Below are 20940 nucleotides of genomic sequence, written 5' to 3'. Positions count from 1 at the left end.
AGAATATCGCGGTGTACGGGGAACTCCCGTGGGGAGGGGGTGGGGGGGGAGGGGGGGGGGTTGCGGGTTTTTGGTGGCGGGCGGGACACACGGGGGGGGGCCGCGGGGGGCTCCCCCCCCGCGTCCCTGAAAGACGGCCCCTCCGGGGCCCGTCTTTCACACCGCGGTCAGCAACTCCGCATGATGCCGCTCCGCCACCAGCGGGTGTGCCCTCAGCTTGCCCTTGAGTTCGTTGTAGCCGTACTCGGCGTACAGGGGGTTCGTCGGGTCCGTTGTGATGCCCGGGGCCTTCGACGCGTGGGGGAAGGGCAGGGGCTCGACCCTCGCGTCCAGGCGGGGGTTGTAGAAGAACGGCACCGAGAAGCGCTCCGTCGCTCCGGGTGGGCTCACCACGCGGTGGTTGGTGGCGAGGAGGTAGCCGTTGGTGGCGACCTCCAGGAGTTCGCCGAGGTTGACGACGAAGGCGCCGTCGATGGGCGGGACGTCGTGGAAGCGGCCGTCCTCGCGCTGGACCTGGAGGCCGCCGACCGTGTCCTGCAGGAGCAGGGTCAGAAAGCCGTAGTCCTTGTGGGCGCCGACGCCCTGGTCGGTGCCGTCGCCCGCGCTGCCGGGGTAGCGGACGAGCTTGAGGTGCGGGTGGGCGTGGTCGCCGAAGACCGGGTCGTAGAAGCCGGCCGGGGCGCCGATGGCCGTGAGGAGCTCGTGCAGGAGGCGGTGGGCGACCGCGCTCAGCTTGTCGATCCAGGCGAGGGCCGCCGTGCGCAGTTCGGGCAGGGCGGCGGGCCACTGGTTGGGGCCCTGCAGCCACCAGTACGCGGGCTCGCCGGGGGCGGGGGCGCGGGCGGGGCGTTCGGCGCCGATGTCGAGCTGGTCGCGCCAGTCGCGGGCGCCGGCGGTGCGTTCGTCGCCGGTGCGCGTGTAGCCGCGGAAATGAGGCGAGTTGAGGTTGTCGAGGGCGAGGCGGTCGGCCTCGGGGAGGACGAAGAAGGCGCGCATGGCGGTGAGCAGCGCGTCGGTCTCGGCCGGGGTCACTCCGTGTCCGACGAGCTGGAAGAAGCCGACGTCGTGCGCGGCGCTGTGCAGCTGGGCGTGGAGCAGTGCGCGGGCCTGGGGGCCGCGGTCGGCGGCCGACAGGTCGATCACGGGGAGCTGGGCGTACGACGAGGTCGTCGTCGGGGTGTGCGTCGTCATGGGTGCGTCCACAGGGGTGTGTGGGCCACGGGCAGGCCGCCGAGGGTAGGGGGCGGCGCCCAGGATGCCGTAAGAAGGGGGAGAAAAAGGGGGCTGAATCAGGCCGAATGGCGACAGCCCATGCTCGTGACGCGCACGTAGTCCACGTGGCGGCGGCGAACGAGCATCGGAAGCATGCGGCAAGGGTACTGTCCCCTGCCGGATACGGGTGTGGCCCACTTCACCGGCTCGGCACCGGCACGGGCTCAGCCCAGGGCCCGGTCCAGCAGGTCGGCCCACTGGGCGACGACCCGTTCCCGGCGGGCGGTGTCGTCGGTGAGGAGGTTGGCGAGGCCGAGGCCGCGGGCCATGTCGAGCAGGCCCTGGACGGTCTCGCGGACGCCGGGACGGGACTCGTCGGCGCCGAGGAGGTCGACGGCGATGCGGTGGGTCTCGCGGCCGACACGGGCCTCCAGCTCGGTCACGCGCGTGCGCAGCTGGTCCTCGTCGGAGGCGGCGACCCACAGGTGCAGGGCGGCGCGGAAGAGGGGGCCGGTGTAGAGGTCGACCAGGGCCGAGACCACGGCACGGCGGTCGGCGGGGCCGGCCGGGAAGAGCGCCCGCAGGGCGGTGGAGCGCTCCTCGGCGACGTACTCGACGGCGGCCGTGAACAGGTCCTCGCGGGTCGGGAAGTGGTGCTGGGCGGCGCCGCGGGAGACGCCGGCGCGTTCGGCGACGACGGCGACGGTGGAGCCCGCCCAGCCGTGGTCGGCCAGACAGGCCACGGCGGCCTCCAGGAGCCGCTGCCGGGTGGCCCGGCTGCGGTCCTGCTTGGGTACGCGGTCGCGTTCCACCGTCGTGCTCATGTGGTCACACCACCCATGCCGCATCCCGTCTTTCCAGGAAGGCCGTCATCCCCTCCTGGGCCTGGGCGGAGGAGAACAGCCGGGCCGAGAGCGCGGTCAGCTCCGCCGCGTCCCGGTCGAACGTTTCCAGCACCCTAGCCGTGAGCAGCTTTTTCGTCTCGGCCAGGGCCTGCGGGGAGGAGCGGCGCAGGCCGTCCAGGACGGGTGCGAGTACCTCGTCGACGTCGTCGCCGGTCGTCGTGAGCAGGCCGGCGCGCACGGCCTCGGCGGGGTCGAAGCGCTCGCCGGTGAGGTAGTAGCGCGCCAGGGCGCGGGGGTCGGCGCGCGGGACGACCGGCAGGGAGATCACCGCGGGAGCCACGCCGATGCGGACCTCGGTGAAGGCGAAGGTGGCCTGGGGCGAGGCGGCGGCGATGTCGCAGGCCGCCAGGAGGCCGAGGCCGCCGGCGCGGACGTGTCCGGTGACCCGGGCGACGACGGGTTTGGGCAGCTCGACGATCTGCCGCAGCAGGGAGACCAGCGCGTCCGGCCGGGGCGGGTCGCGCAGGTCGGCGCCGGCGCAGAAGGTGGTGCCGGTGTGCGTGAGGACGACGGCGCGGACGTCGGGGTCCCTGCCGCAGTCGGTGAGGGCGTCGGCGAGGCCGCCGACGAGGGCCGCGGAGAGCGCGTTACGGGTGTCGGTGGCGTCCAGGCTGAGGCTTTCGACGGCACGCGCGCGCGTGCGGCCGATCGGCGCGGTCACGTGTGCTCCCTGAACTGTCGGCGCAGGATCTTTCCGGAGGCGGCGCGGGGGACGGCGTGGAGGAAGGTGATCCGGCGCACGCGCTTGTACGGGGCGACACGTTCGGCGACGTACAGCATGATCTCGTTCTCGGTCAGGTCCTCGGCGGCCTCGGCCCGGACGACGAAGGCGTGCGGGACCTCGTTGCCGTCGTCGTTGTAGGAGCCGATGACGGCGGCGTCGGCGATGCCGGGGTGGGTGAGCAGCAGGGCCTCCAGTTCGGCGGGGGCCACCTGGAAGCCCTTGTACTTGATGAGTTCCTTCACGCGGTCGACGACGAAGAGCCAGCCGTCCGCGTCCACGTGGCCGACGTCACCGGTGTGCAGCCAGCCGTCGGTGTCGATCATCGCGGCGGTGACGTCGGGGCGGCCGAGGTAGCCCTTCATCACCTGGGGGCCGCGGATCAGGATCTCGCCGGCCTCGCCGGTGCCGAGGTCCTTGCCGGGGTCGTCGAGGGAGACGATCCGCATCTCGGTGCCGGCGATGAGCCTGCCGACGGTGCCGGCGGGGGCGTCGTGCAGCCGGTCGAGGGGGACGACGTGGGTACCGGGTGACAGTTCCGTCATGCCGTAGGCCTGGCCGATCGGGGGCAGGCCGAGCCGCTGCGCGCAGGCGCGGGCGAGGGCGGCGTCCAGCGGGGCGGCGGCGCTCATGACGTACTTGAGGGAGGAGAGGTCGTAGCGGGCGACCGCGGGGTGCTTGGCGAGGGCGAGGACGATCGGCGGGGCGACGTACAGGCCGGTGATGCGGTGCTTCTCGATCGCGGCGAGGAAGGTCTCGAGGTCGAAGCGGGGCAGGACGACGACCGTGGCGCCCTTCCTCAGGGGCGCGTTCAGCAGGGCGGTGAGGCCGTAGATGTGGAAGAACGGCAGTACGGCGAGGATGCGCTCGTTGGGTCCGGTCGGGACGGCCGGCTCCAGCTGGGCGAGGTTGGTGGCGATCTGCCGGTGGGTGAGCATCACCCCCTTGGGGATGCCGGTGGTGCCGGAGGAGTACGGCAGCACGGCGACGTCCTCGGCCGGGTCGATGGTGATGTGCGGTTCGGGGGCGGTGGTGGCGAGCATGTCGATCAGGGAGCGGTGTCCGGGCGCGCTGTCGCAGACGAAGATCTCCCGTACGCCGCCCGCGAGTTCGGCGGCGCGGCGGGCCGTCTCCAGCAGGGGTGAGACGGTGATGATCCAGCCGGCGCGGCTGTCGCCGAGCTGTTTGGCGAACTCCTCGGGCGTGGCGAGCGGGTGCACCGTGGTGACGCAGGCGCCCGCGCGCGTGGCGGCGTAGAAGGCGGTCGGGAAGACGATGGTGTTGGGGCTGTGCAGGGCGAGGACGTCGCCCTTGCGGACGCCCGCGTCGGCGAGTGAGGCGGCGAGGCGCCGGTGGAACCGGTCCAGCTGCTCGTACGTGAGGGTGGTGCCGTCCGTGCCGTCGATGAGGGCGGGGCGTGCGCCGAAGTCGGCGGCGTGCCCCAGGACGGCGTCGTGGATGGGGAGCGCTACGGGCGGAACGTCTGCGTACTCGCTGCGGAACACGGTTCCTCCTCGCACAGGTGCGATCAGTACGACTTGGGCAGACCCAGGGTCTGGTGGGAGACGTAGTTGAGAATCATCTCCCGGCTCACCGGAGCAATACGAGCCACGCGTGCGGCCGTTATCAACGAGGCGAGCCCGAATTCCCGCGTGAGCCCGTTGCCGCCGAGGGTGTGGACGGCCTGGTCGACGGCCTTCACGCAGGCCTCCCCGGCCGCGTACTTGGCCATGTTGGCGGCCTCGCCCGCGCCGAGGTCGTCGCCGGTGTCGTAGAGGTGGGCCGCCTTCTGCATCATGAGCCGGGCCAGTTCCAGGTCGATGTGCGCCTGCGCCAGGGGGTGGGCGATGGCCTGGTGGGCGCCGATGGGCGTCTTCCAGACGGTGCGGTCGCGGGCGTACTCGACGGCTCTGGCGAGCGCGTACCGGCCCATTCCGATGGCGAAGGCCGCCGTCATGATGCGCTCGGGGTTGAGCCCGGCGAAGAGCTGCAGCAGGCCGGCGTCCTCGTCGCCGACGAGGGCGTCCGCCGGGAGCCGTACGTCGTCCAGGACCAGCTCGAACTGCTTCTCGGCGGCACCCAGTTCCATGTCGATCGGGCGTTTGTGGAAGCCCTCGGCGTCCGTCGGGACGATGAACAGGCAGGGTTTGAGGCGTCCGGTACGGGCGTCTTCCGTGCGGCCGACGATGAGGACGGCGTCGGCCATGTCGACACCGGAGATGAACACCTTGCGGCCGGTCAGGAGCCAGTCGGTGCCGTCGCGGCGGGCGGTGGTGGTGATGCGGTGGCTGTTGGAGCCGGCGTCGGGTTCGGTGATGCCGAAGGCCATGAGGCGGGTGCCGTCGGCGATTCCGGGGAGCCATGTCTGCTTCTGGGCCTCCGTGCCGAAGCGGGAGATGACGGTTCCGCAGATGGCCGGGGAGACGACGAGCATGAGGAGGGGGGAGCCGGCGGCGCCCAGCTCCTCCAGGACCGTGGCCAGTTCGGCGATGCCCGCGCCGCCACCGCCGTACTCCGCCGGGAGGTTGACGCCCAGATAGCCGAGTTTTCCTGCTTCGGACCACAGCGCGGTGGGGGGTTTGCCTTCGGCGACGGCCTGTACCAGGTACTCGCGGCCGTAGCGTTTGCCGAGGGCGGCTACCGCGGATCGCAGGGCCTGGTGTTCTTCGGATTCGATGACGGGAGTCATGGGGCTCCTAGGAAGAGGGTTCCTCGACTACAGCCAGCAACGTTCCTGGCTCCACTTGCTGTCCGACGGTTACCGGCAGGGCCGTCAGCGTTCCCGTGACGGGCGCCGAGATCTGGTGCTGCATCTTCATCGCCTCCAGCCATATGAGGCCTTGGCCGGCCTGAACCGTTGCCCCTTCCGTCAGGCCCTCGGCGACGCGTACGACCGTGCCCGGCATGGGGGCGAGGAGGGAGCCCGGGGCGAGCTGGGCGGCGGGGTCGGGGAAACGGGGCAGGGCGGTCAGGCGGGTGGAGTTGACGTACACCTCGTCGCCGTAGGCGGACACCTCGAACCGGCGCCGCACACCGTCGGTTTCGAGGACGACCAGGCCCTCCCCGGCGTGCAGGACCCGCACCCCGTCCGCCGTAGGCCCCTGCCGGGTGTGGCGGTAGCGGACCTCGTGTTCCCGCCCCGCCATCCCGTACCGCTTGACCTGCGGCTGCGAGGGAACGTTGCGCCAGCCGCCGAAGCGGGAGCGGCCGTGGGCGTCGGCGAGGGCGGCGGCCAGGGGGGCGTACGGGTCGGGGGCCGGCCCGGTGAGGTCGGCGAGGTGGCGGTCGTAGAAGCCGGTGTCCATGCGGCCACTCGTGAACTCCGGGTGGCGCAGCGAGCGCACCAGCAGGTCCCGGTTGGTGACCGGGCCGTGGATCACCGCGCGCTCCAGGGCACCCGCGAGTTTGCGGACCGCCTCCGCGCGCGTGGGGGCGTGTACGACGGCCTTCGCGAGCATGGCGTCGTAGTGGACGCCGATGTCGTCTCCGTCGCCGTAGCCCGTGTCGAGGCGGGCGCCGGGGACCGTCAGGCGGTGCAGGGTGCCGGTCTGCGGGGCCCAGCCGTTCGCCGGGTCCTCGGCGTAGAGGCGCGCCTCGACGGCGTGCCCACGCGCGCGTGGCGGGTCGGCTGCGAGGGGGTGGCCCTCCGCGATGCGGATCTGTTCGGCGACCAGGTCGAGGCCGAACACGGCTTCCGTGACGGGGTGTTCGACCTGGAGACGGGTGTTCATCTCCAGGAAGTGGGCCCTGCCGTCGGCCACCAGGAACTCCACCGTGCCCGCGCCGACGTACGCGACGGCGCGCGCGGCGCGTACGGCCAGCGTGCGCAGCTCCTCGTCGAGCTCCGCCGAGAGCCCGGGCGCCGGCGCCTCCTCGACGACCTTCTGGTGGCGGCGCTGGAGGGAGCAGTCGCGGGTGCCCAGCGCCCACACCGTGCCGTGTGCGTCGGCGAGCACCTGCACCTCGACGTGCCGGCCGTTCTCGACGTACGGCTCGACGAACACCTCGCCGTCGCCGAAGGCGCTCGCAGCCTCGGCGCGCGCGCCCTCCAGCGCGGCGTCCAGCTCCTCCAGGCGGCGCACGACGCGCATCCCGCGCCCCCCGCCGCCGGCGGCCGCCTTCACCAGCACCGGCAGGTCTGGCTCCCCCACCTCGGCCAGGGGAGCGAGCCCCATCAGCTTCTTCGCCCGCGTCTTGGACGCCATCGCCTCGATCGCCGCCGGAGGCGGGCCGATCCAGGTCAGACCGGCGTCGAGGACGGCGCGGGCGAAGTCGGGGTTCTCGGAGAGGAAGCCGTAGCCGGGGTGCACGGCGTCGGCGCCGGCGGCCAGGGCCGCCTTCACGACCAGGTCGCCGCGCAGATACGTCTCGGCGGGCGCCGCGCCCGGCAGCCGTACCGCCGTGTCGGCCACGCGCGCGTGCAGCGCGTTCTCGTCTGCGTCCGAGTGCACGGCGACCGTCCGGATTCCCAACTCACCACAGGTGCGGAAGATCCGGCAGGCGATCTCGCCGCGGTTGGCGACCAACAGGGTCTGGATCATGGACCTCACATCCGGAAGACGCCGAAGCCGCCGCGCGTGCCCTGGTAGGGCGCGGTGTGGACGGCGGACAGGCACAGGCCGAGGACGGTGCGGGTGTCGCGCGGGTCGATGACGCCGTCGTCGTACAGCCGCCCGGACAGGAACATCGGCAGCGACTCGGACTCGATCTGCTGCTCCACCAGCGCGCGCAGGGCGGCGTCCGCGTCCTCGTCGTACGGCTGTCCCTTCGCCTCGGCCGACTGCCGGGCGACGATCGACAGCACGCCGGCGAGCTGCTGCGGGCCCATGACGGCGGACTTGGCGCTGGGCCAGGCGAACAGGAATCGGGGGTCGTAGGCGCGTCCGCACATGCCGTAGTGCCCGGCGCCGTACGACGCCCCCAGGAGGACGGACAGATGCGGGACCCGGCTGTTGCTGACCGCGTTGATCATCATCGCGCCGTGCTTGATGATCCCGCCCTGCTCGTACTCCTTGCCGACCATGTAGCCGGTGGTGTTGTGCAGGAAGAGCAGCGGGATGTCGCGCTGGTTGGCGAGCTGGATGAACTGGGCTGCCTTCTGCGACTCCGCGCTGAACAGGACACCCTGCGCGTTGGCGAGGATCCCGACCGGGTAGCCGTGCAGGCTCGCCCAGCCGGTCACCAGACTCGTCCCGTACAGCGGCTTGAACTCGTCGAAGTCGGAGGCGTCGACGATCCGGGCGACGACCTCGCGCGGGTCGAAGGGGATCTTGAGGTCGCCGGGGACGATACCGAGGAGTTCCTCGGGGTCGTACCGGGGCGGCTCGGCCGGGCCGGGGTCCGGGTACGCCCTGCGGTGGCCCAGGCGGGCGACCACGCGCCGCGCCTGCCGCAGCGCGTCCGGCTCGTCCACGGCGAAGTAGTCGGCGAGGCCGGACACGCGCGCGTGCATCTCCGCGCCGCCCAGGGACTCGTCGTCGCTCTCCTCGCCGGTGGCCATCTTCACCAGCGGAGGACCGCCGAGGAAGACCTTCGCCCGCTCCTTGACCATGATCACGTGGTCGGACATGCCGGGGATGTAGGCGCCCCCGGCGGTGGAGTTCCCGAAGACGACCGCGATCGTCGGGATCCCGGCCGCCGACAGCCGGGTGAGGTCGCGGAAGACCGCGCCGCCGGGGATGAAGATCTCCTTCTGCGACGGCAGATCCGCACCTCCCGACTCCACCAGGCTGATGCAGGGCAACCGGTTGGCGAGGGCGATGTCGTTGGCGCGCAGGGCCTTCTTCAGGCTCCACGGGTTGCTCGCGCCGCCGCGCACGGTCGGGTCGTTGGCGGTGATCAGGCACTCCACGCCCTCGACCACGCCGATGCCGGTGACGAGCGAGGCGCCCACCGGGTAGTCACTCCCCCAGGCGGCGAGCGGGGACAGCTCCAGGAACGGCGTGTCCGGGTCGAGCAGCAGCTCGATCCGCTCCCGCGCGAGCAACTTGCCGCGCCTCCGGTGCCTTTGCACGTACTTCTCGCCGCCGCCCGCGAGCGCCTTGGCGTGTGCGGCGTCGAGTTCGGCGAGCTTGGCGAGCATGGCCTCGCGATGGGCCCGGTGGTCGGGGCTGCCCGGGTCCAGGGCCGAGGTCAGGGTGGTCACAGCAGGGCCTCCGGAATGTCCAGGTGGCGGGAGCGCAGCCATTCGCCGAGCGCCTTGGCCTGGGGGTCGAAGCGGTGCCGGGCGGCGACGCCCGCGCCGAGGATGCCCTCGACGACGAAGTTGACCGCGCGCAGGTTCGGCAGCACATGCCGGGTGACGGGCAGGTCCCGGCTCTCGGGGATCAGCTGCCGGAACCCTTCGGCGGTCAGCTCGTGCGCGAGCCACCGCCAGGCGTCCTCGGTACGGGCCCACACGCCGACGTTGGCGTTGCCGCCCTTGTCCCCGCTGCGGGCGCCGGCGACCAGTCCGAGCGGCGCACGCCGGGTCGGACCAGGCGGGAGCGGTTCCGGGAGAGCCGGCACCGGTACGTCTTCCAGGGGGCGCGTCTCCTCGGGCGGGGCCACGGCGATACGGCGTCCGTCGTGGAGGACGGCCCTATGGTCTACGGCACCATGGGGGATGTACACATCCTCGAAGACCCCATAAGGGTCGCCCTTTCCGGGTGGGGACAGCACATGGAAGCCCGGGTAGCTGGCGAGCGCCAGCTCCACGGCGGCCCCGCTCAGCGCCCGCCCGACGACCCGCTCGTCCCGATCCCGTACGACGAGCCGCAGCAGGGCGCTCGCGGTCTCCTCGGTGTCGGCGTCGGCCCGGTCGGTGCGGACCAGTTCCCAACGGACCTCGGCCGGGGACGCCTTGGTGAGGGCGTCGGTGAGCTGCTCGCGCACCAGCTCCGCCTTGGCCTCGATGCCGAGCCCGGTGAGGACGAAGACGACCTCGTTGCGGAAGCCGCCGAGCCGGTTGAGGCCGACCTTGAGCGTCGGCGGCGGCGCCTCCCCGCGCACGCCCTCGATCCGCACCCGGTCCCGGCCGTCCTGGCTCAGCCGTACGGTGTCCAGCCGGGCGGTGACATCCGGCCCGGCGTACCGGCCGCCCCCGGTCTCGTACAGCAGCTGGGCGGTGACCGTGCCGACGTCGACCAGGCCCCCGGTGCCGGGGTGCTTGGTGACGACACTGCCGCCGTCGGCGTGGATCTCGGCGAGCGGGAAGCCGGGCCGGCGCATGTCGGCCTCCCGGAAGAACGCGTAGTTCCCGCCGGTGGCCTGCGTCCCGCACTCCAGCACGTGCCCGGCGACGACGGCGCCCGCGAGCCGGTCGTACTCCCCCGGACCCCAGCCGAAGTGGGCGGCGGCGGGCCCGGTGACCAGGGCCGCGTCGGTCACGCGCCCGGTGACGACGATGTCCGCGCCGGCGCGCAGGCACTCGGCGATGCCGAAGCCGCCGAGGTAGGCGTGGGCGGCGAGGGCGCCGGGGTGGCGGGCGGTGAGGTCGTCACCCTCGACATGCGCGACCCGGAGGGGGATGCCGATCCGGTCGGCCGACTCCCGTACGGCGTCGGCGAGTCCGGCCGGGTTGAGTCCGCCCGCGTTGGTGACGATCTTCACGCCGCGTTCCCGGGCCAGGCCGAGGCAGTCCTCCAGCTGGCGCAGGAAGGTGCGGGCGTATCCGGCGGAGGGGTTTTTCAGCCGGTCGCGGGCGAGGATCAGCATGGTGAGTTCGGCGAGGTAGTCGCCGGTGAGGACGTCCACCTCGCCGCCGGTGAGCATCTCGCGCAGGGCGCCCGCGCGATCGCCGTAGAAGCCGGAGAAGTTGCCGATGCGCAGCACCGTCACGCCGGCGCCCCCTTCGGCGGGCGGCCGGTGCCGGGCGGGCCCGCGAAGGCCTGCGCGATGTCCAGCCAGCGGTCGGCGTCCGGGCCGACGGCGGTCAGGGCGAGGTCGGTGCGGTGGGCGCGCTGGGTGACGAGGAGGCAGAAGTCGAGGGCGGGACCGGTGACGCGTTGCGGTGCGCCTTCCGGGCCGTATGTCCACAATTCCCCGGAAGGAGCGACGAGTTCGACACGGAACTCGTCGGCCGGTGGAGTGAGCCCGTGGACGGTGTGGGCGAAGTCGCGGGTCCGCACCCCGAGCCGGGCCACATGCCTGAGCCGATCGGTGGGTGGGCGGACCACACCCAGCGCGTCGGCGATATCCAACCCATGGGCCCAGGTCTCCATAAGGCGGGCCGTGGCCATGGAGGCGGCCGACATGGGCGGGCCGTACCAGGGGAAACGGGCACCGGGTGGGGCGGCGCGCAGGGCCCGGTCGAGCGCGTCACGTCCCGTCCGCCACGTGGCCAGCAGCTCGGCGGGCGGCAGACGGGCGCCGTCCTCCGCGCCCTGGTCCACGAACGAGTCAGGGGCGGTGAGCGCCTTCTCGACCAGCGCCCGGAAGGCGTCCGCGTCGGTGACGGCCAGCAGCGCCGAGCGGTCGGTCCAGGCGAGGTGGGCGATCTGGTGGGCGAGGGTCCAGCCCGGCGCGGGAGTGGGGAGTGCCCACTGTCCGGGGCTCAATCCGGCGGTGAGCCGGTCGAGTTCCTCACTCTCCGCGCGCAGGTCGTCGATGACGGGCGTGGGGTCGGCCATGAGGGGAGCATGGCAGCGACCCCAGAAACAATCAAGCACGCTTGCATGAAAATGGGAGCCGCGTGGCCGCCCGGACTCCCGGTCGGTGGCGTGCTGCTCCCCCTCCTCCGCGGCGAGGCGCCCTGCCGCGCGGATCCTCGCCACCACGGCCGCGTTGCCGGTGGTTGCGGTCGGCAGGGCGGTCAGAAAAAGGGATCCTTTCCCTGTTCCTGACCGCCCTGGGATGGATGGGTGGGTGGACTTCTTTCATGTGCGGTTGTGTGCTTGGCGGCCGGGAACTACCGCCGGTCGTCCGTCAGTTGCAGAAGTTGAGCAGGTCGAGGAGGCCGTTGCCGCACTGGAAGTGCTCGCCGTCCCCGCCGCCGCCGTGGCCGTAGGCTGGAGCGGCCTTGGTGGCGACGTGCGTGGCGGGTGTCGCGGCCACGGCGGATGTGGCGGTTGCCACCCCCGCCGCGCAAGCGATGCCCACGGCGGCACTCACCGCGAATACTCGCGGAATGCGGGAAACGGCCTTCTTGGAGCGAGGTGTAGTGTTCATGAACTCACCATGCACACCCTTGCAACCAGTCGCTCGCCGAGCGCATCCGAGCGGGTGAGCCCCCGTCAGGGGCGGATCTGAACGGGTTTCCGGGGATACGCCGGCCTCGGCTGACCGCTATACGCGGCACATCACCCAGTGAGCCCCTCACATCTTGTGCGGCAGAGGGAAAACGGGTGGTCAGCGAGGGTGTGACGGGCTCGTCGAACACATCCGGGGCTCATCTTCACCCGAGGGCCTGAACCGAACTCGCCGCGTCGGCACCCGGGTTGCTTCGGGACTGGCGCCACGGTCCGCGCCCCGTTGGTCCTTATAGGGGATGCAACTACGACCTTCCCGTCGGAGGGCGTGGAGAGAGTTCTTCGAACCAGGAAAGTCCGCGATGGCCTCGGGGCTCAACACACAGGGCACCGGGAGGTGTTCGAGGGCGGCCGACGACCTCGGGGACCGGCTGCCCGGTCAGGAGCGGGCCGACGTCCTGCGAGTGGCGCCACAACAGCCCCAGGTCGGGCAGGCCGGGCGCATCTCGCCGGTACAGCTGGGCCACGGCGATCAGCGGGACGGGATCCGTCTCGGCGACCTGCGGAGCGTGCCGGCCATGCTTGAACCCGGCGATTTCCAGGGCTCCTTCGGACGTGGTCCCCGGTTCGTCACGCCGCTGGGCCCGCCCCGGGGATCTCCCGCTCGCGCAGCACGTCGGCGTACCGACAACCGCTGTGGCGCCGGGGATGCGGCGATGGCGGGGCGGTGGGCGAGGGACCGGTCGGCGAGCGCCCTCACCAGGTGGGGCAGGCGGCCGGCACCGGTCACGGTCAGACGGTGGTCGACCTGGGCCGGACGGTCCCGGCATGGAGCCGCATGACGCCGGATCGGGACGTCAGGCCTCCGGGGCCGGTTCCACGCGGGCCTTGCCCCTGCCCACCTGGGTGCGGACCGCGCCGATGCTCGCTGCGATGACCAGGGCGATGGCGCCCGCCTCCGGAAGGGACAGGGACTGACCGAGGACGAGGAACCCGGCCGTTGCCGCGAGCGCCGGTTCGAGGCTCATCAGGATCGCGAAGGTGGAGGCGGGCAGACGGCGCAGGGCCAGCAGTTCGAGGGTGTAGGGGAGGACCGAGGAGAGCAGGGCCACCGCGGAGCCGAGGGCCATGGTGGTGGGGTTGAGCAGGCGGGGGCCTGCCGCGGCCATGCCGATCGGGAGGAAGAGGAGGGCCGCCACCGCCATGGCCAGGGCCAGGCCGTCCGCCTGGGGGAAGCGGCGGCCCGTACGGGCGCTGAAGAGGATGTAGACCGCCCACATGGCTCCGGCGCCCAGGGCGAATGCGACACCTATGGGGTCGAGGTTGCTGAAGCCTCCGCCGCCCAGCAGGAAGACGCCGAGCAGGGCCAGTCCCGCCCAGAGCGCGTTGATCGCGCGGCGGGAGGCCAGGACCGAGAGGGTCAGGGGGCCGAGGACCTCCAGGGTGACCGCCGGGCCCAGCGGGATACGGGCCACCGCCTCGTAGAAGAGGCCGTTCATCGCGCCCATGGCGACACCGAACGCGACGACCGTGCCCCAGTCGGCGCGGGAGTGGCCGCGCAGCCGGGGGCGGCAGAAGAGCAGGAGGACCGCCGCCGCAGCCAGCAGGCGCAGGGTGACGACGCCCGGTGCGCCGGCCCGGGGTATCAGCGTCACCGCGAGGGCGCCGCCGAACTGAACGGAGATGCCGCCGGACAGGACCAGTCCGACCGGGCCGAGCGAGCCGAAGCGGCGCGGTCCGGGGACAGGGGTGACCGGGGTCTGCGGGGTGGTGCTGGAGGTGACGGTCACGGGCGGTCCTGGTGCTTGATCGGGTTTGTTCATCGCGATGTACTGCCAAGTCCAGGGTAATGGACTTCGACAGGAGCGTGAACCCCTTACGGCACTGTCCCGGATGGTGGAACTCCAGCGGCTGTCAGATACCGGGCCAGGGCTGCTCGTCGCGGAACAGGGGGCGGCCGTCGGGGAGGTACGACGGCACGTTTCCGTACGGCTCGCGGCCGGGCCGGCGCCAGGTCTCCGCGGATGCGTGCGCCTCGTACCCCTGTCCGGACTCGTGCGCGGGGGCCGGCCGCGGCGCCTGCTCCTCCTCCCACAGCGGCATGCGCAGCTCACCGGTGTCCGTCGTCGCGTTGTTCTGCGAGCGGTGCAGCCGTGCGTACGCCCCGCCCCGGGCGAGGAGTTCGTCGTGGCGGCCGGTCTCCACGATCCGGCCCCGGTCGACGACGAGGATGCGGTCGGCGTCGGGGGCGAGGTTGAGATCGTGGGTGATCATGATCGTCGTGCGGCCGGTCATCAGGCGGCGCAGGGGCTTGACGACGCGGCGGGCCGCCATCGCGTCCAGGCCGGTCGTCGGCTCGTCCAGGACCAGGACGGGGGCGTCGCGCAGGACGGCGCGGGCGATGGCCAGACGCTGCAGCTGGCCGCCGGACAGGCGGGCCGAGTGGGGGTCCACCTGTGTGTCGTAACCGTCGGGCAACCGCACGATGAAGTCGTGGGCGTCCGCGGCCTTCGCCGCCTCCTCGATCGCCTGGTCGCTGGCGCCGGGCCGGCCGCAGGCTATGTTGGCGCGCACGGTGTCGTGCAGCACCAGGGTCTCCTGGGGAAGCAGTGTGACGTACTCACGTAGGCGTGACAGCGGGAAGCCGCGGAGCGGTATGCCGTCGAGCAGGACCTCGCCCGCGTCCGGGTCGTAGAAGCGGAGCAGGAGCTTGGACACCGTGGACTTGCCCGCGCCGCTCGGACCGGTGACGATCACCAGCTCGCCGGGACTCACCGAGAAGGACAGTCCTTCGAGGGCGCTCTGCTCGGCGCCCGGGTAGCGGAAGGTCACGTCCCGGACCTCGACGGTTCCGTCCGGACGGCCCCCGTCCGAAGGGCGCCGCGGGTCGGTGACCGACGGATGGACGTCGAGGATCTCGATGAGCCGTTCGGCGCCCGCCGTGGCGGCGGTGACGGTGAGACCCAGCTGGGCGAGGCCGCGTACCGGCGGGTAGAGGTAGCCGAGGAAGGCGGCGAAGGCGAGGAGCTGGCCGAGGGTCATCCGGCCCCTGGAGATCTCCCAGGCGCCGATACCGATCACGGCGAGCACACAGACCGTCTCGATGACCTGGACGAGTTGTTCGTAGGCCTCGTTCAGACGGGTGGAGCGGACCGAGGCGCGGAACCAGGCGCTGGCCTCCTCGTGCAGCCGGCGGCGTTCGGCGTCCCGGCGGTCGTAGGCCTGGGTGAGGACGATGTTGCCGAGGGACTCCTCCACCACGGAGGTGATCGCGCCGTCGGCGGCCCGGCCCTCGCGGGAGACGTCCTTGATGGAACCGGAGAAGCGGCGGGCGGCCAGCCAGAACAGGGGCGCGAGGACGAAGGTGGCGGCGGCCAGGTCCCAGCGCAGCCAGAACGCGGCGACCGCGTAGAAGAGGGCGGAGAAGGCCGCCGAGGCGGCACCGACCAGGCCGGACACGACCATCGTCTCGATCGCCTCGACGTCGCTGGTCAGCCGGGAGAGCAGATCGCCCTGGCGGTGGCGCTGGAAGAAGTGCGGGGGCAGTCGCTGGACGTGGTCGAAGACGTGCTCGCGCAGCCGCATCACGAACCGCTCGGTCGCCCAGGCGGCGAGGGAGTTGCCGGCGTACGCGACGAGCGCGCCGAGCACCGCGACGCCCAGCCACTTCGCCGCCGGGCCCCAGAACGCGGCCAGTGAGCCCTTCTGCAGGGCTTGGTCGGTGAGGTCGCTGAACAGCAGGATGGCCTCGGTCTCGGCGAGCGCGGCGAGCACCGTGCACACCCACACGAGGAGCAGCCATTTCCTGAGCCCTTTTGTCAGCGGCCAGAAACGGCGGAACGCCGTCCGGGCGGGAACGGTGGGAGTTTCGTACTCGAACTCGTCACCCTCGTCACTCTCGCCCGTCATTGAATTCTCCGTCAGCCATTGGATTCTCCTCTCGAATCACCTTCCCGGAAGAAAGAGAAAAGGGGCCGACGGTGCACCATCGGCCCCTTTCAGTTCAGCGCCGGATCAACGGTGCTGGCCGGGCAGCGGCTTCGGCGCGTGCTTCTTCTTGGGCTTCGGCGGGGGCGGCGGGGGCAGCTGCTTCTTCGGCTTCGGGGACAGCGGGGCGAGCTTCTTGAGGCTCATTCCGACTCCTAATGTCGCACTGTTCGTGTGTGGTGCCGAATTCCGCGTCCGGAACCCGACACCGAAGAAGCTACACGCCGCCCGGTAGCCACCAGCCCAGAATTGGCAAGGGGGCTGCTGTGAATACCTTTGAGGTTCCTGAGAGACCCGTGCGAAGCTGAGAGTTCTCTTATGAACCTGAGCGCAGCCCTATGAACCCCCGGCCGCCGGCCCCTCCGTCGAAGAGGTTCAGTTCGAGTGCTGACGACCGGCACGGACCCACGTCACCGCGACGAGAGCCGCGGTGACGTACATCACGACGCTGGCGGTGGCCACGGATTCGACGTACGGCTCGTAGCCGTGCGAGCGGAGCTGGAGCGTGAGGAAGGCGAGAGCCGTGCCGAGCGCCGTGATCACGCCGGTCAAGGATGCGAACGGGACCTTGTTCATGGGTAGTTCCTCTGAACTGCGAGACGACTGGTCGATCCCGAGTCTATGTATCTGCCGCCGAACCGCCCTTGGCTTATCGAACGCCCCTCAAGTCCCCGGCTCCTCCTCCTGCCCCTCCATTGCCTCCGCCAGCACCTGCGCCAGATGCCGGCCCCGCACTCCGGCCAGCTGTTCCAGTTGGGTGCGGCAGGAGAAGCCGTCGGCCAGGATCACCGTCCGCTCGGGCGCCGCGCGGACAGAGGGGAGGAGCTGCTCCTGCGCGCAGGCTCCCGACACCTCGAAGTGGCCTTTCTCGAAGCCGAAGTTGCCCGCGAGGCCGCAGCAGCCTCCGCTCAGCTCGCCGGTGAGGCCCGCGGACTCGCGCAGGCGGCGGTCGGGGCCGTCGCCGAGCACCGCGTGCTGGTGGCAGTGGGTCTGGCCGGCGACCGGGCGGCCGACGACGGGAGGGGTCCAGTGTCCGGCGTGCCGTTCCAGAGCCTCGGCGAACGTCTCGACCAGCGAGGCGAGCCGGGCCGCCCGGGGGTCGTCGGACAGCAGCTCGGGCAGGTCGGTGCGCAGGGCGGACGCGCAGCTCGGTTCCAGGACGACGACCGGGACGCCGGCCCGCAGCACCGGTTCCATGAGGTCGAGCGTGCGGCGCAGCACCCTGCGGGCGTGGTCCAGTTGGCCGGTGGAGATGTAGGTGAGGCCACAGCAGACCCGGGCCCGGCGGGCGGTGAGGAGTGCGGTGGCGGCCCGGGTGCGGCCGTCCCCGATCTCTCCCCGGCGGGGGAGGAGGGTGGGCGGCAGGGTCACGCGCAGGCCGGCGGCCTCCAGCACCCGGACGGCGGCCCGGCCGACGGAGGGGGACAGATGCTCGGTGAAGGTGTCCGGCCAGAGGACGACCAGGTCGCCCGTCCCGGAGCCGCCGGCCTCGGGCACCGGACCACCCGGCCCCGGCACCGGACCACCCGGCCCCGGCACCGGACCACCCGTCCCCGGCACCGGACCCCGCGCCGGCTTTCTCCGGCGCCACCAGCCGGTGAACGTCTCCGTCGCCAGCCGGGGAATCTGCCGCTCCACCGCGATCCCGCCCAGCCGCTTCCCGGCGCGGGCCAACGGCCCCACCGAGGCCAGGGCGTTGAGCAGCGGGGCCGTGCGGGTGGCGGCCACCCAGCGCAGCCACTGCGGCAGGCGGCCCATGCTGAGGTGGGCGGCGGGACGGCGGCGGCCGGCGTAGTGGTGGTGCAGGAACTCCGCCTTGTAGGTGGCCATGTCCACGCCGACCGGGCAGTCGGAGCGGCAGCCCTTGCAGGACAGACACAGGTCCAGGGCGTCCCGGACCTCCGTGGACCGCCAGCCGTCGCCGACCAGTTCACCCGCGAGCATCTCGTGCAGCAGCCGGGCCCGGCCGCGCGTGGAGTGCTCCTCCTCGCCGGTCGCCCGGAAGGACGGGCACATCACGGCGGGGCCGGCCGCCGCGGTCGTACGGCACTTGGCGACGCCGACGCAGCGGCGGACGGCCGCGCGGAAGTCGCCGCCGTCGGCCGGATAGCCGAAGGCCACGTCGACGGGCCCTCGCGGCAGCACGGAGAAGCGGAGGTTGGCGTCGAGCGGGGCGGGGCGGACCAGCATGCCGGGGTTGAGCAGGTCGTCGGGGTCCCAGACCGCCTTGGCCCGCTCGAAGAGCCGGACCGTCTCGGCGCCGTACATGCGCGGCAGCAGCTCCGCGCGGGCCTGCCCGTCGCCGTGCTCCCCGGACAGCGAGCCGCCGTGCTCCACCACCAGGTCGGCCAGTTCCCCGGAGAAGCGGCGGAAGCGGCCGATGCCGGCCTCGGTGAGCAGGTCGAAGTCGATACGGACGTGGATGCAGCCGTCGCCGAAGTGGCCGTACGGCGTGCCGCGCAGGCCATGCGCCGCCAGCAGGGCGCGGAAGTCCCGCAGATAGGCGCCGAGCCGGGCGGGCGGCACCGCGCAGTCCTCCCAGCCGGGCCATGCCTCACTGCCGTCCGGCATCCGCGTGGCCGTGCCGCTCGCGTCCTCGCGGATGCGCCACAGGGCACGCTGGGCGGCCGGGTCCGTCACCACCAGGGAGTCGACCACGTCGGCCGCTCGGACGATGTCCTGCGCACGCGCGCGTGCCCCGGCCGGTGACTCCCCGCCGGTCTCCACGAACAGCCAGGCGCCCCCCGCGGGCAGTCCGGCCGGCGAGCGCACCAGGTCGGCAGCCATGCCCTCCACCGTCAGGGGGCCGAGCGGCAGCAGCCCGGCGGCGGCCTCGGCCGCGGCGCTCTCGTCGCCGTACGCCAGCACGGCCAGGGCACGCGCGCGTGGGGCCTGCACCAGGTGGACGACCGCTTCGGTGAGGACGCCGAGGGTGCCCTCCGAACCGCAGAAGGAGCGGGCGACGTCCGCGCCCTTCTCGGGCAGCAGCGCGTCCAGCGCGTATCCGGAGATGCGGCGGGGCAGGTCCGGGAATCCGGTGCGCAGCCGGGCCAGTTCGCCCTCCGTCAGCTCGCGCAGCCCTTCCGGTGCGCCCGCCCAGCCGCGACCGAGCCGCAGCCGGCGTCCCGGCGCGGTGATGACGGACAGCTCGCGCACGCTGTCCGCGGTCGTCCCCCAGGCCACCGAGTGCGAGCCGCAGGAGTTGTTGCCGATCATTCCGCCGAGCGTGCAGCGGCTGTGTGTGGACGGATCCGGGCCGAAGCGCAGGCCGTGCGGGGCGGCGGCCTCCTGGAGCCGGTCGAGGACGAGCCCCGGCTGTACGACGGCCGTGCGAGTGCCCGGATCCAGCTCCAGCAGGCCGTTCATGTGCCGGGTGAAGTCCAGCACCACTCCGGTGCCGGTCGCCTGACCGGCGATCGACGTGCCCCCGCCGCGCGCCACCACGGGCACCCCGCGCGCCCGGCAGACCTCCAGCGCGGCGGCCACGTCGTCGGCGTCTCTGGGGGCGACCACGCCCAGCGGGACACGCCGGTAGTTGGACGCGTCCATGGTGACCAGCGCCCGGGAGGTGGTGTCGAAACCGACCTCGCCCCGGACGGCGCCGCGCAGCTGCGCTTCGAGACCCGAGTGATCCGTCATGCGTCCAGGATGCCTCCGCTCACGGACAGTCACCGAAAGTTTTCCACAGGCCAGCGCATATCGTCGCACTACTTCACAAGTCCACGCTTCGGCGATCTTGTCTCATCCGACGGACGCTGTTGCGCCCGGTTTCGCCCAGCGGGATACCCTCCGACTCGTGGCCGACATCCAGATCCCCGCTGACATCAAGCCCGCCGACGGACGTTTCGGCGCGGGCCCCTCCAAGGTGCGCACCGAGGCGCTGGACGCCCTCGCCGCCACCGGTACGTCCCTCCTGGGCACCTCCCACCGCCAGGCCCCCGTCAAGAACCTGGTGGGCCAGGTCCGTGAGGGCATCAGCTCCCTGTTCTCCCTCCCCGAGGGCTACGAGGTGGTACTCGGCAACGGCGGCTCGACCGCTTTCTGGGACATCGCCACCCACGGCCTGATCGAGAACAAGTCCCAGCACCTGAGCTTCGGCGAGTTCTCCTCCAAGTTCGCCAAGGCCGCCAAGCTGGCGCCCTGGCTGGCCGAGCCGACCGTCGTCTCCACCGACCCCGGCACCCACCCCGAGGCACGGGCCGAGGCGGGCGTCGACGTCTACGCCTTCACCCACAACGAGACCTCGACCGGCGTCGCCATGCCGATCAAGCGGGTCGAAGGGGCCGACGAGGGCGCGCTCGTCCTCGTGGACGCGACGAGTGGCGCGGGCGGCCTCCCGGTCGACGTCGCCGAGACCGACGTCTACTACTTCGCCCCGCAGAAGTCCTTCGCCTCCGACGGCGGCCTGTGGATCGGCGTCTTCTCCCCGGCCGCGATCGAGCGCGCCGAGCGCATCCACGCGTCCGGCCGCCACGTCCCGGAGTTCTTCTCGCTCCCGACCGCGATCGACAACTCCCGCAAGAACCAGACGTACAACACCCCGGCGCTGGCCACCCTGTTCCTGCTGAACCAGCAGCTGGAGTGGCTCAACGGCCAGGGCGGCCTCGCCTGGTCCACGGCCCGCACCAAGGACTCCTCCAGCCGCCTGTACTCCTGGGCGGAGGAGTCCAAGTACGCCACCCCGTTCGTCGCCGACCCGGCCAAGCGCTCGCAGGTCATCGGCACGATCGACTTCTCCGACGAGATCGACGCGGCCGCCGTCGCCAAGGTGCTGCGCGCCAACGGCATCGTGGACACCGAGCCGTACCGCAAGCTCGGCCGCAACCAGCTGCGCGTCGCGATGTTCCCGGCGATCGACCCGGCGGACGTCGAGGCGCTGACGAAGTGCGTCGACTACGTGATCGAGCGGCTCTGATCACTTCGGTACACAGGAGGGGCGCCCGGTGCA

At 72.2% G+C, this 20940-nt stretch carries 15 protein-coding genes; 1 reads left to right on the top strand and 14 read right to left on the bottom strand.

Going from position 1 to position 20940, the window contains the following annotated elements; all coding sequences use genetic code 11:
* Window positions 1-156: 156 nt before the first annotated feature.
* The 14 genes from ACZ7GZ_RS35445 to ACZ7GZ_RS35380 all read right to left on the bottom strand — a co-directional run bounded on the left by ACZ7GZ_RS35445 (window position 157) and on the right by ACZ7GZ_RS35380 (window position 19631).
* Window positions 157-1191 (bottom strand): isopenicillin N synthase family dioxygenase, encoded by a 1035-nt coding sequence (locus ACZ7GZ_RS35445; RefSeq protein ID WP_471030728.1) that lies wholly within the window; start codon window positions 1189-1191, stop codon window positions 157-159.
* 245 nt (window positions 1192-1436) lie between these two features.
* The gene (locus tag ACZ7GZ_RS35440) at window positions 1437-2036 is read right to left on the bottom strand and encodes a TetR/AcrR family transcriptional regulator (protein ID WP_471030725.1); all 600 of its coding nucleotides are present in this window, start codon (window positions 2034-2036) and stop codon (window positions 1437-1439) included.
* A gap of 4 nt (window positions 2037-2040) precedes the next feature.
* Window positions 2041-2778, bottom strand: coding sequence for an enoyl-CoA hydratase family protein (locus ACZ7GZ_RS35435; RefSeq protein ID WP_471030723.1), 738 nt, complete (start codon window positions 2776-2778; stop codon window positions 2041-2043).
* Entirely contained in the window at window positions 2775-4343 is a 1569-nt protein-coding gene (locus tag ACZ7GZ_RS35430) for a 4-coumarate--CoA ligase family protein (RefSeq protein ID WP_471030720.1), read from the bottom strand. Before ACZ7GZ_RS35430 ends, ACZ7GZ_RS35435 begins: the two co-directional genes overlap by 4 nt.
* Window positions 4344-4366: 23 nt before the next feature.
* Entirely contained in the window at window positions 4367-5527 is a 1161-nt protein-coding gene (locus ACZ7GZ_RS35425; protein WP_471030718.1) for an acyl-CoA dehydrogenase family protein, read from the bottom strand.
* A gap of 7 nt (window positions 5528-5534) precedes the next feature.
* Window positions 5535-7379, bottom strand: a complete 1845-nt coding sequence (locus ACZ7GZ_RS35420) for an acetyl/propionyl/methylcrotonyl-CoA carboxylase subunit alpha (RefSeq protein WP_471030715.1) — start codon at window positions 7377-7379, stop codon at window positions 5535-5537.
* Window positions 7380-7384: 5 nt separating this feature from the next.
* On the bottom strand, window positions 7385-8983 hold the full coding sequence (locus ACZ7GZ_RS35415; protein ID WP_471030713.1) for an acyl-CoA carboxylase subunit beta: 1599 nt from the start codon (window positions 8981-8983) through the stop codon (window positions 7385-7387).
* The gene (locus tag ACZ7GZ_RS35410; RefSeq protein ID WP_471030710.1) at window positions 8980-10656 is read right to left on the bottom strand and encodes an acyclic terpene utilization AtuA family protein; all 1677 of its coding nucleotides are present in this window, start codon (window positions 10654-10656) and stop codon (window positions 8980-8982) included. The genes ACZ7GZ_RS35415 and ACZ7GZ_RS35410 overlap by 4 nt, the downstream gene beginning before the upstream one ends.
* Entirely contained in the window at window positions 10653-11447 is a 795-nt protein-coding gene (locus tag ACZ7GZ_RS35405; protein WP_471030707.1) for a TIGR03084 family metal-binding protein, read from the bottom strand. The genes ACZ7GZ_RS35410 and ACZ7GZ_RS35405 overlap by 4 nt, the downstream gene beginning before the upstream one ends.
* 295 nt (window positions 11448-11742) lie before the next feature.
* A complete protein-coding gene (locus tag ACZ7GZ_RS35400) occupies window positions 11743-11985 on the bottom strand; it encodes a hypothetical protein (protein ID WP_471030705.1) in 243 nt (80 codons plus the stop codon).
* Between the two features lie 877 nt (window positions 11986-12862).
* On the bottom strand, window positions 12863-13828 hold the full coding sequence (locus ACZ7GZ_RS35395; protein ID WP_471030704.1) for an EamA family transporter: 966 nt from the start codon (window positions 13826-13828) through the stop codon (window positions 12863-12865).
* Between the two features lie 91 nt (window positions 13829-13919).
* The gene (locus tag ACZ7GZ_RS35390) at window positions 13920-15914 is read right to left on the bottom strand and encodes an ABC transporter ATP-binding protein (protein ID WP_471030701.1); all 1995 of its coding nucleotides are present in this window, start codon (window positions 15912-15914) and stop codon (window positions 13920-13922) included.
* A 453-nt stretch (window positions 15915-16367) separates the two neighbouring features.
* Entirely contained in the window at window positions 16368-16568 is a 201-nt protein-coding gene (locus tag ACZ7GZ_RS35385; protein WP_471030698.1) for an SCO3870 family protein, read from the bottom strand.
* A gap of 87 nt (window positions 16569-16655) precedes the next feature.
* Window positions 16656-19631 (bottom strand): FAD-binding and (Fe-S)-binding domain-containing protein, encoded by a 2976-nt coding sequence (locus ACZ7GZ_RS35380; RefSeq protein ID WP_471030695.1) that lies wholly within the window; start codon window positions 19629-19631, stop codon window positions 16656-16658.
* A 157-nt stretch (window positions 19632-19788) separates the two neighbouring features.
* Between ACZ7GZ_RS35380 and serC the strand changes: the two genes are divergently transcribed.
* Window positions 19789-20907, top strand: a complete 1119-nt coding sequence (serC, locus tag ACZ7GZ_RS35375; RefSeq protein ID WP_471030692.1) for a phosphoserine transaminase — start codon at window positions 19789-19791, stop codon at window positions 20905-20907.
* Window positions 20908-20940 lie beyond the last annotated feature (33 nt).

Source organism: Streptomyces sp. NPDC037288 (assembly GCF_055603265.1).
This window is presented reverse-complemented; position numbering and strand designations above follow the sequence as displayed.

Excerpts from the sequence above, each read along its gene's own strand:
- ACZ7GZ_RS35445 (WP_471030728.1), bottom strand. The coding sequence starts at position 1,191 with ATGACGACGCACACCCCGACGACGACCTCGTCGTACGCCCAGCTCCCC.
- ACZ7GZ_RS35440 (WP_471030725.1), bottom strand. The coding sequence starts at position 2,036 with ATGAGCACGACGGTGGAACGCGACCGCGTACCCAAGCAGGACCGCAGC.
- ACZ7GZ_RS35425 (WP_471030718.1), bottom strand. The coding sequence starts at position 5,527 with ATGACTCCCGTCATCGAATCCGAAGAACACCAGGCCCTGCGATCCGCG.
- ACZ7GZ_RS35420 (WP_471030715.1), bottom strand. The coding sequence starts at position 7,379 with ATGATCCAGACCCTGTTGGTCGCCAACCGCGGCGAGATCGCCTGCCGG.
- ACZ7GZ_RS35405 (WP_471030707.1), bottom strand. The coding sequence starts at position 11,447 with ATGGCCGACCCCACGCCCGTCATCGACGACCTGCGCGCGGAGAGTGAG.
- ACZ7GZ_RS35400 (WP_471030705.1), bottom strand. The coding sequence starts at position 11,985 with ATGAACACTACACCTCGCTCCAAGAAGGCCGTTTCCCGCATTCCGCGA.
- ACZ7GZ_RS35395 (WP_471030704.1), bottom strand. The coding sequence starts at position 13,828 with ATGAACAAACCCGATCAAGCACCAGGACCGCCCGTGACCGTCACCTCC.
- ACZ7GZ_RS35390 (WP_471030701.1), bottom strand. The coding sequence starts at position 15,914 with ATGACGGGCGAGAGTGACGAGGGTGACGAGTTCGAGTACGAAACTCCC.
- ACZ7GZ_RS35385 (WP_471030698.1), bottom strand. The coding sequence starts at position 16,568 with ATGAACAAGGTCCCGTTCGCATCCTTGACCGGCGTGATCACGGCGCTC.
- ACZ7GZ_RS35380 (WP_471030695.1), bottom strand. The coding sequence starts at position 19,631 with ATGACGGATCACTCGGGTCTCGAAGCGCAGCTGCGCGGCGCCGTCCGG.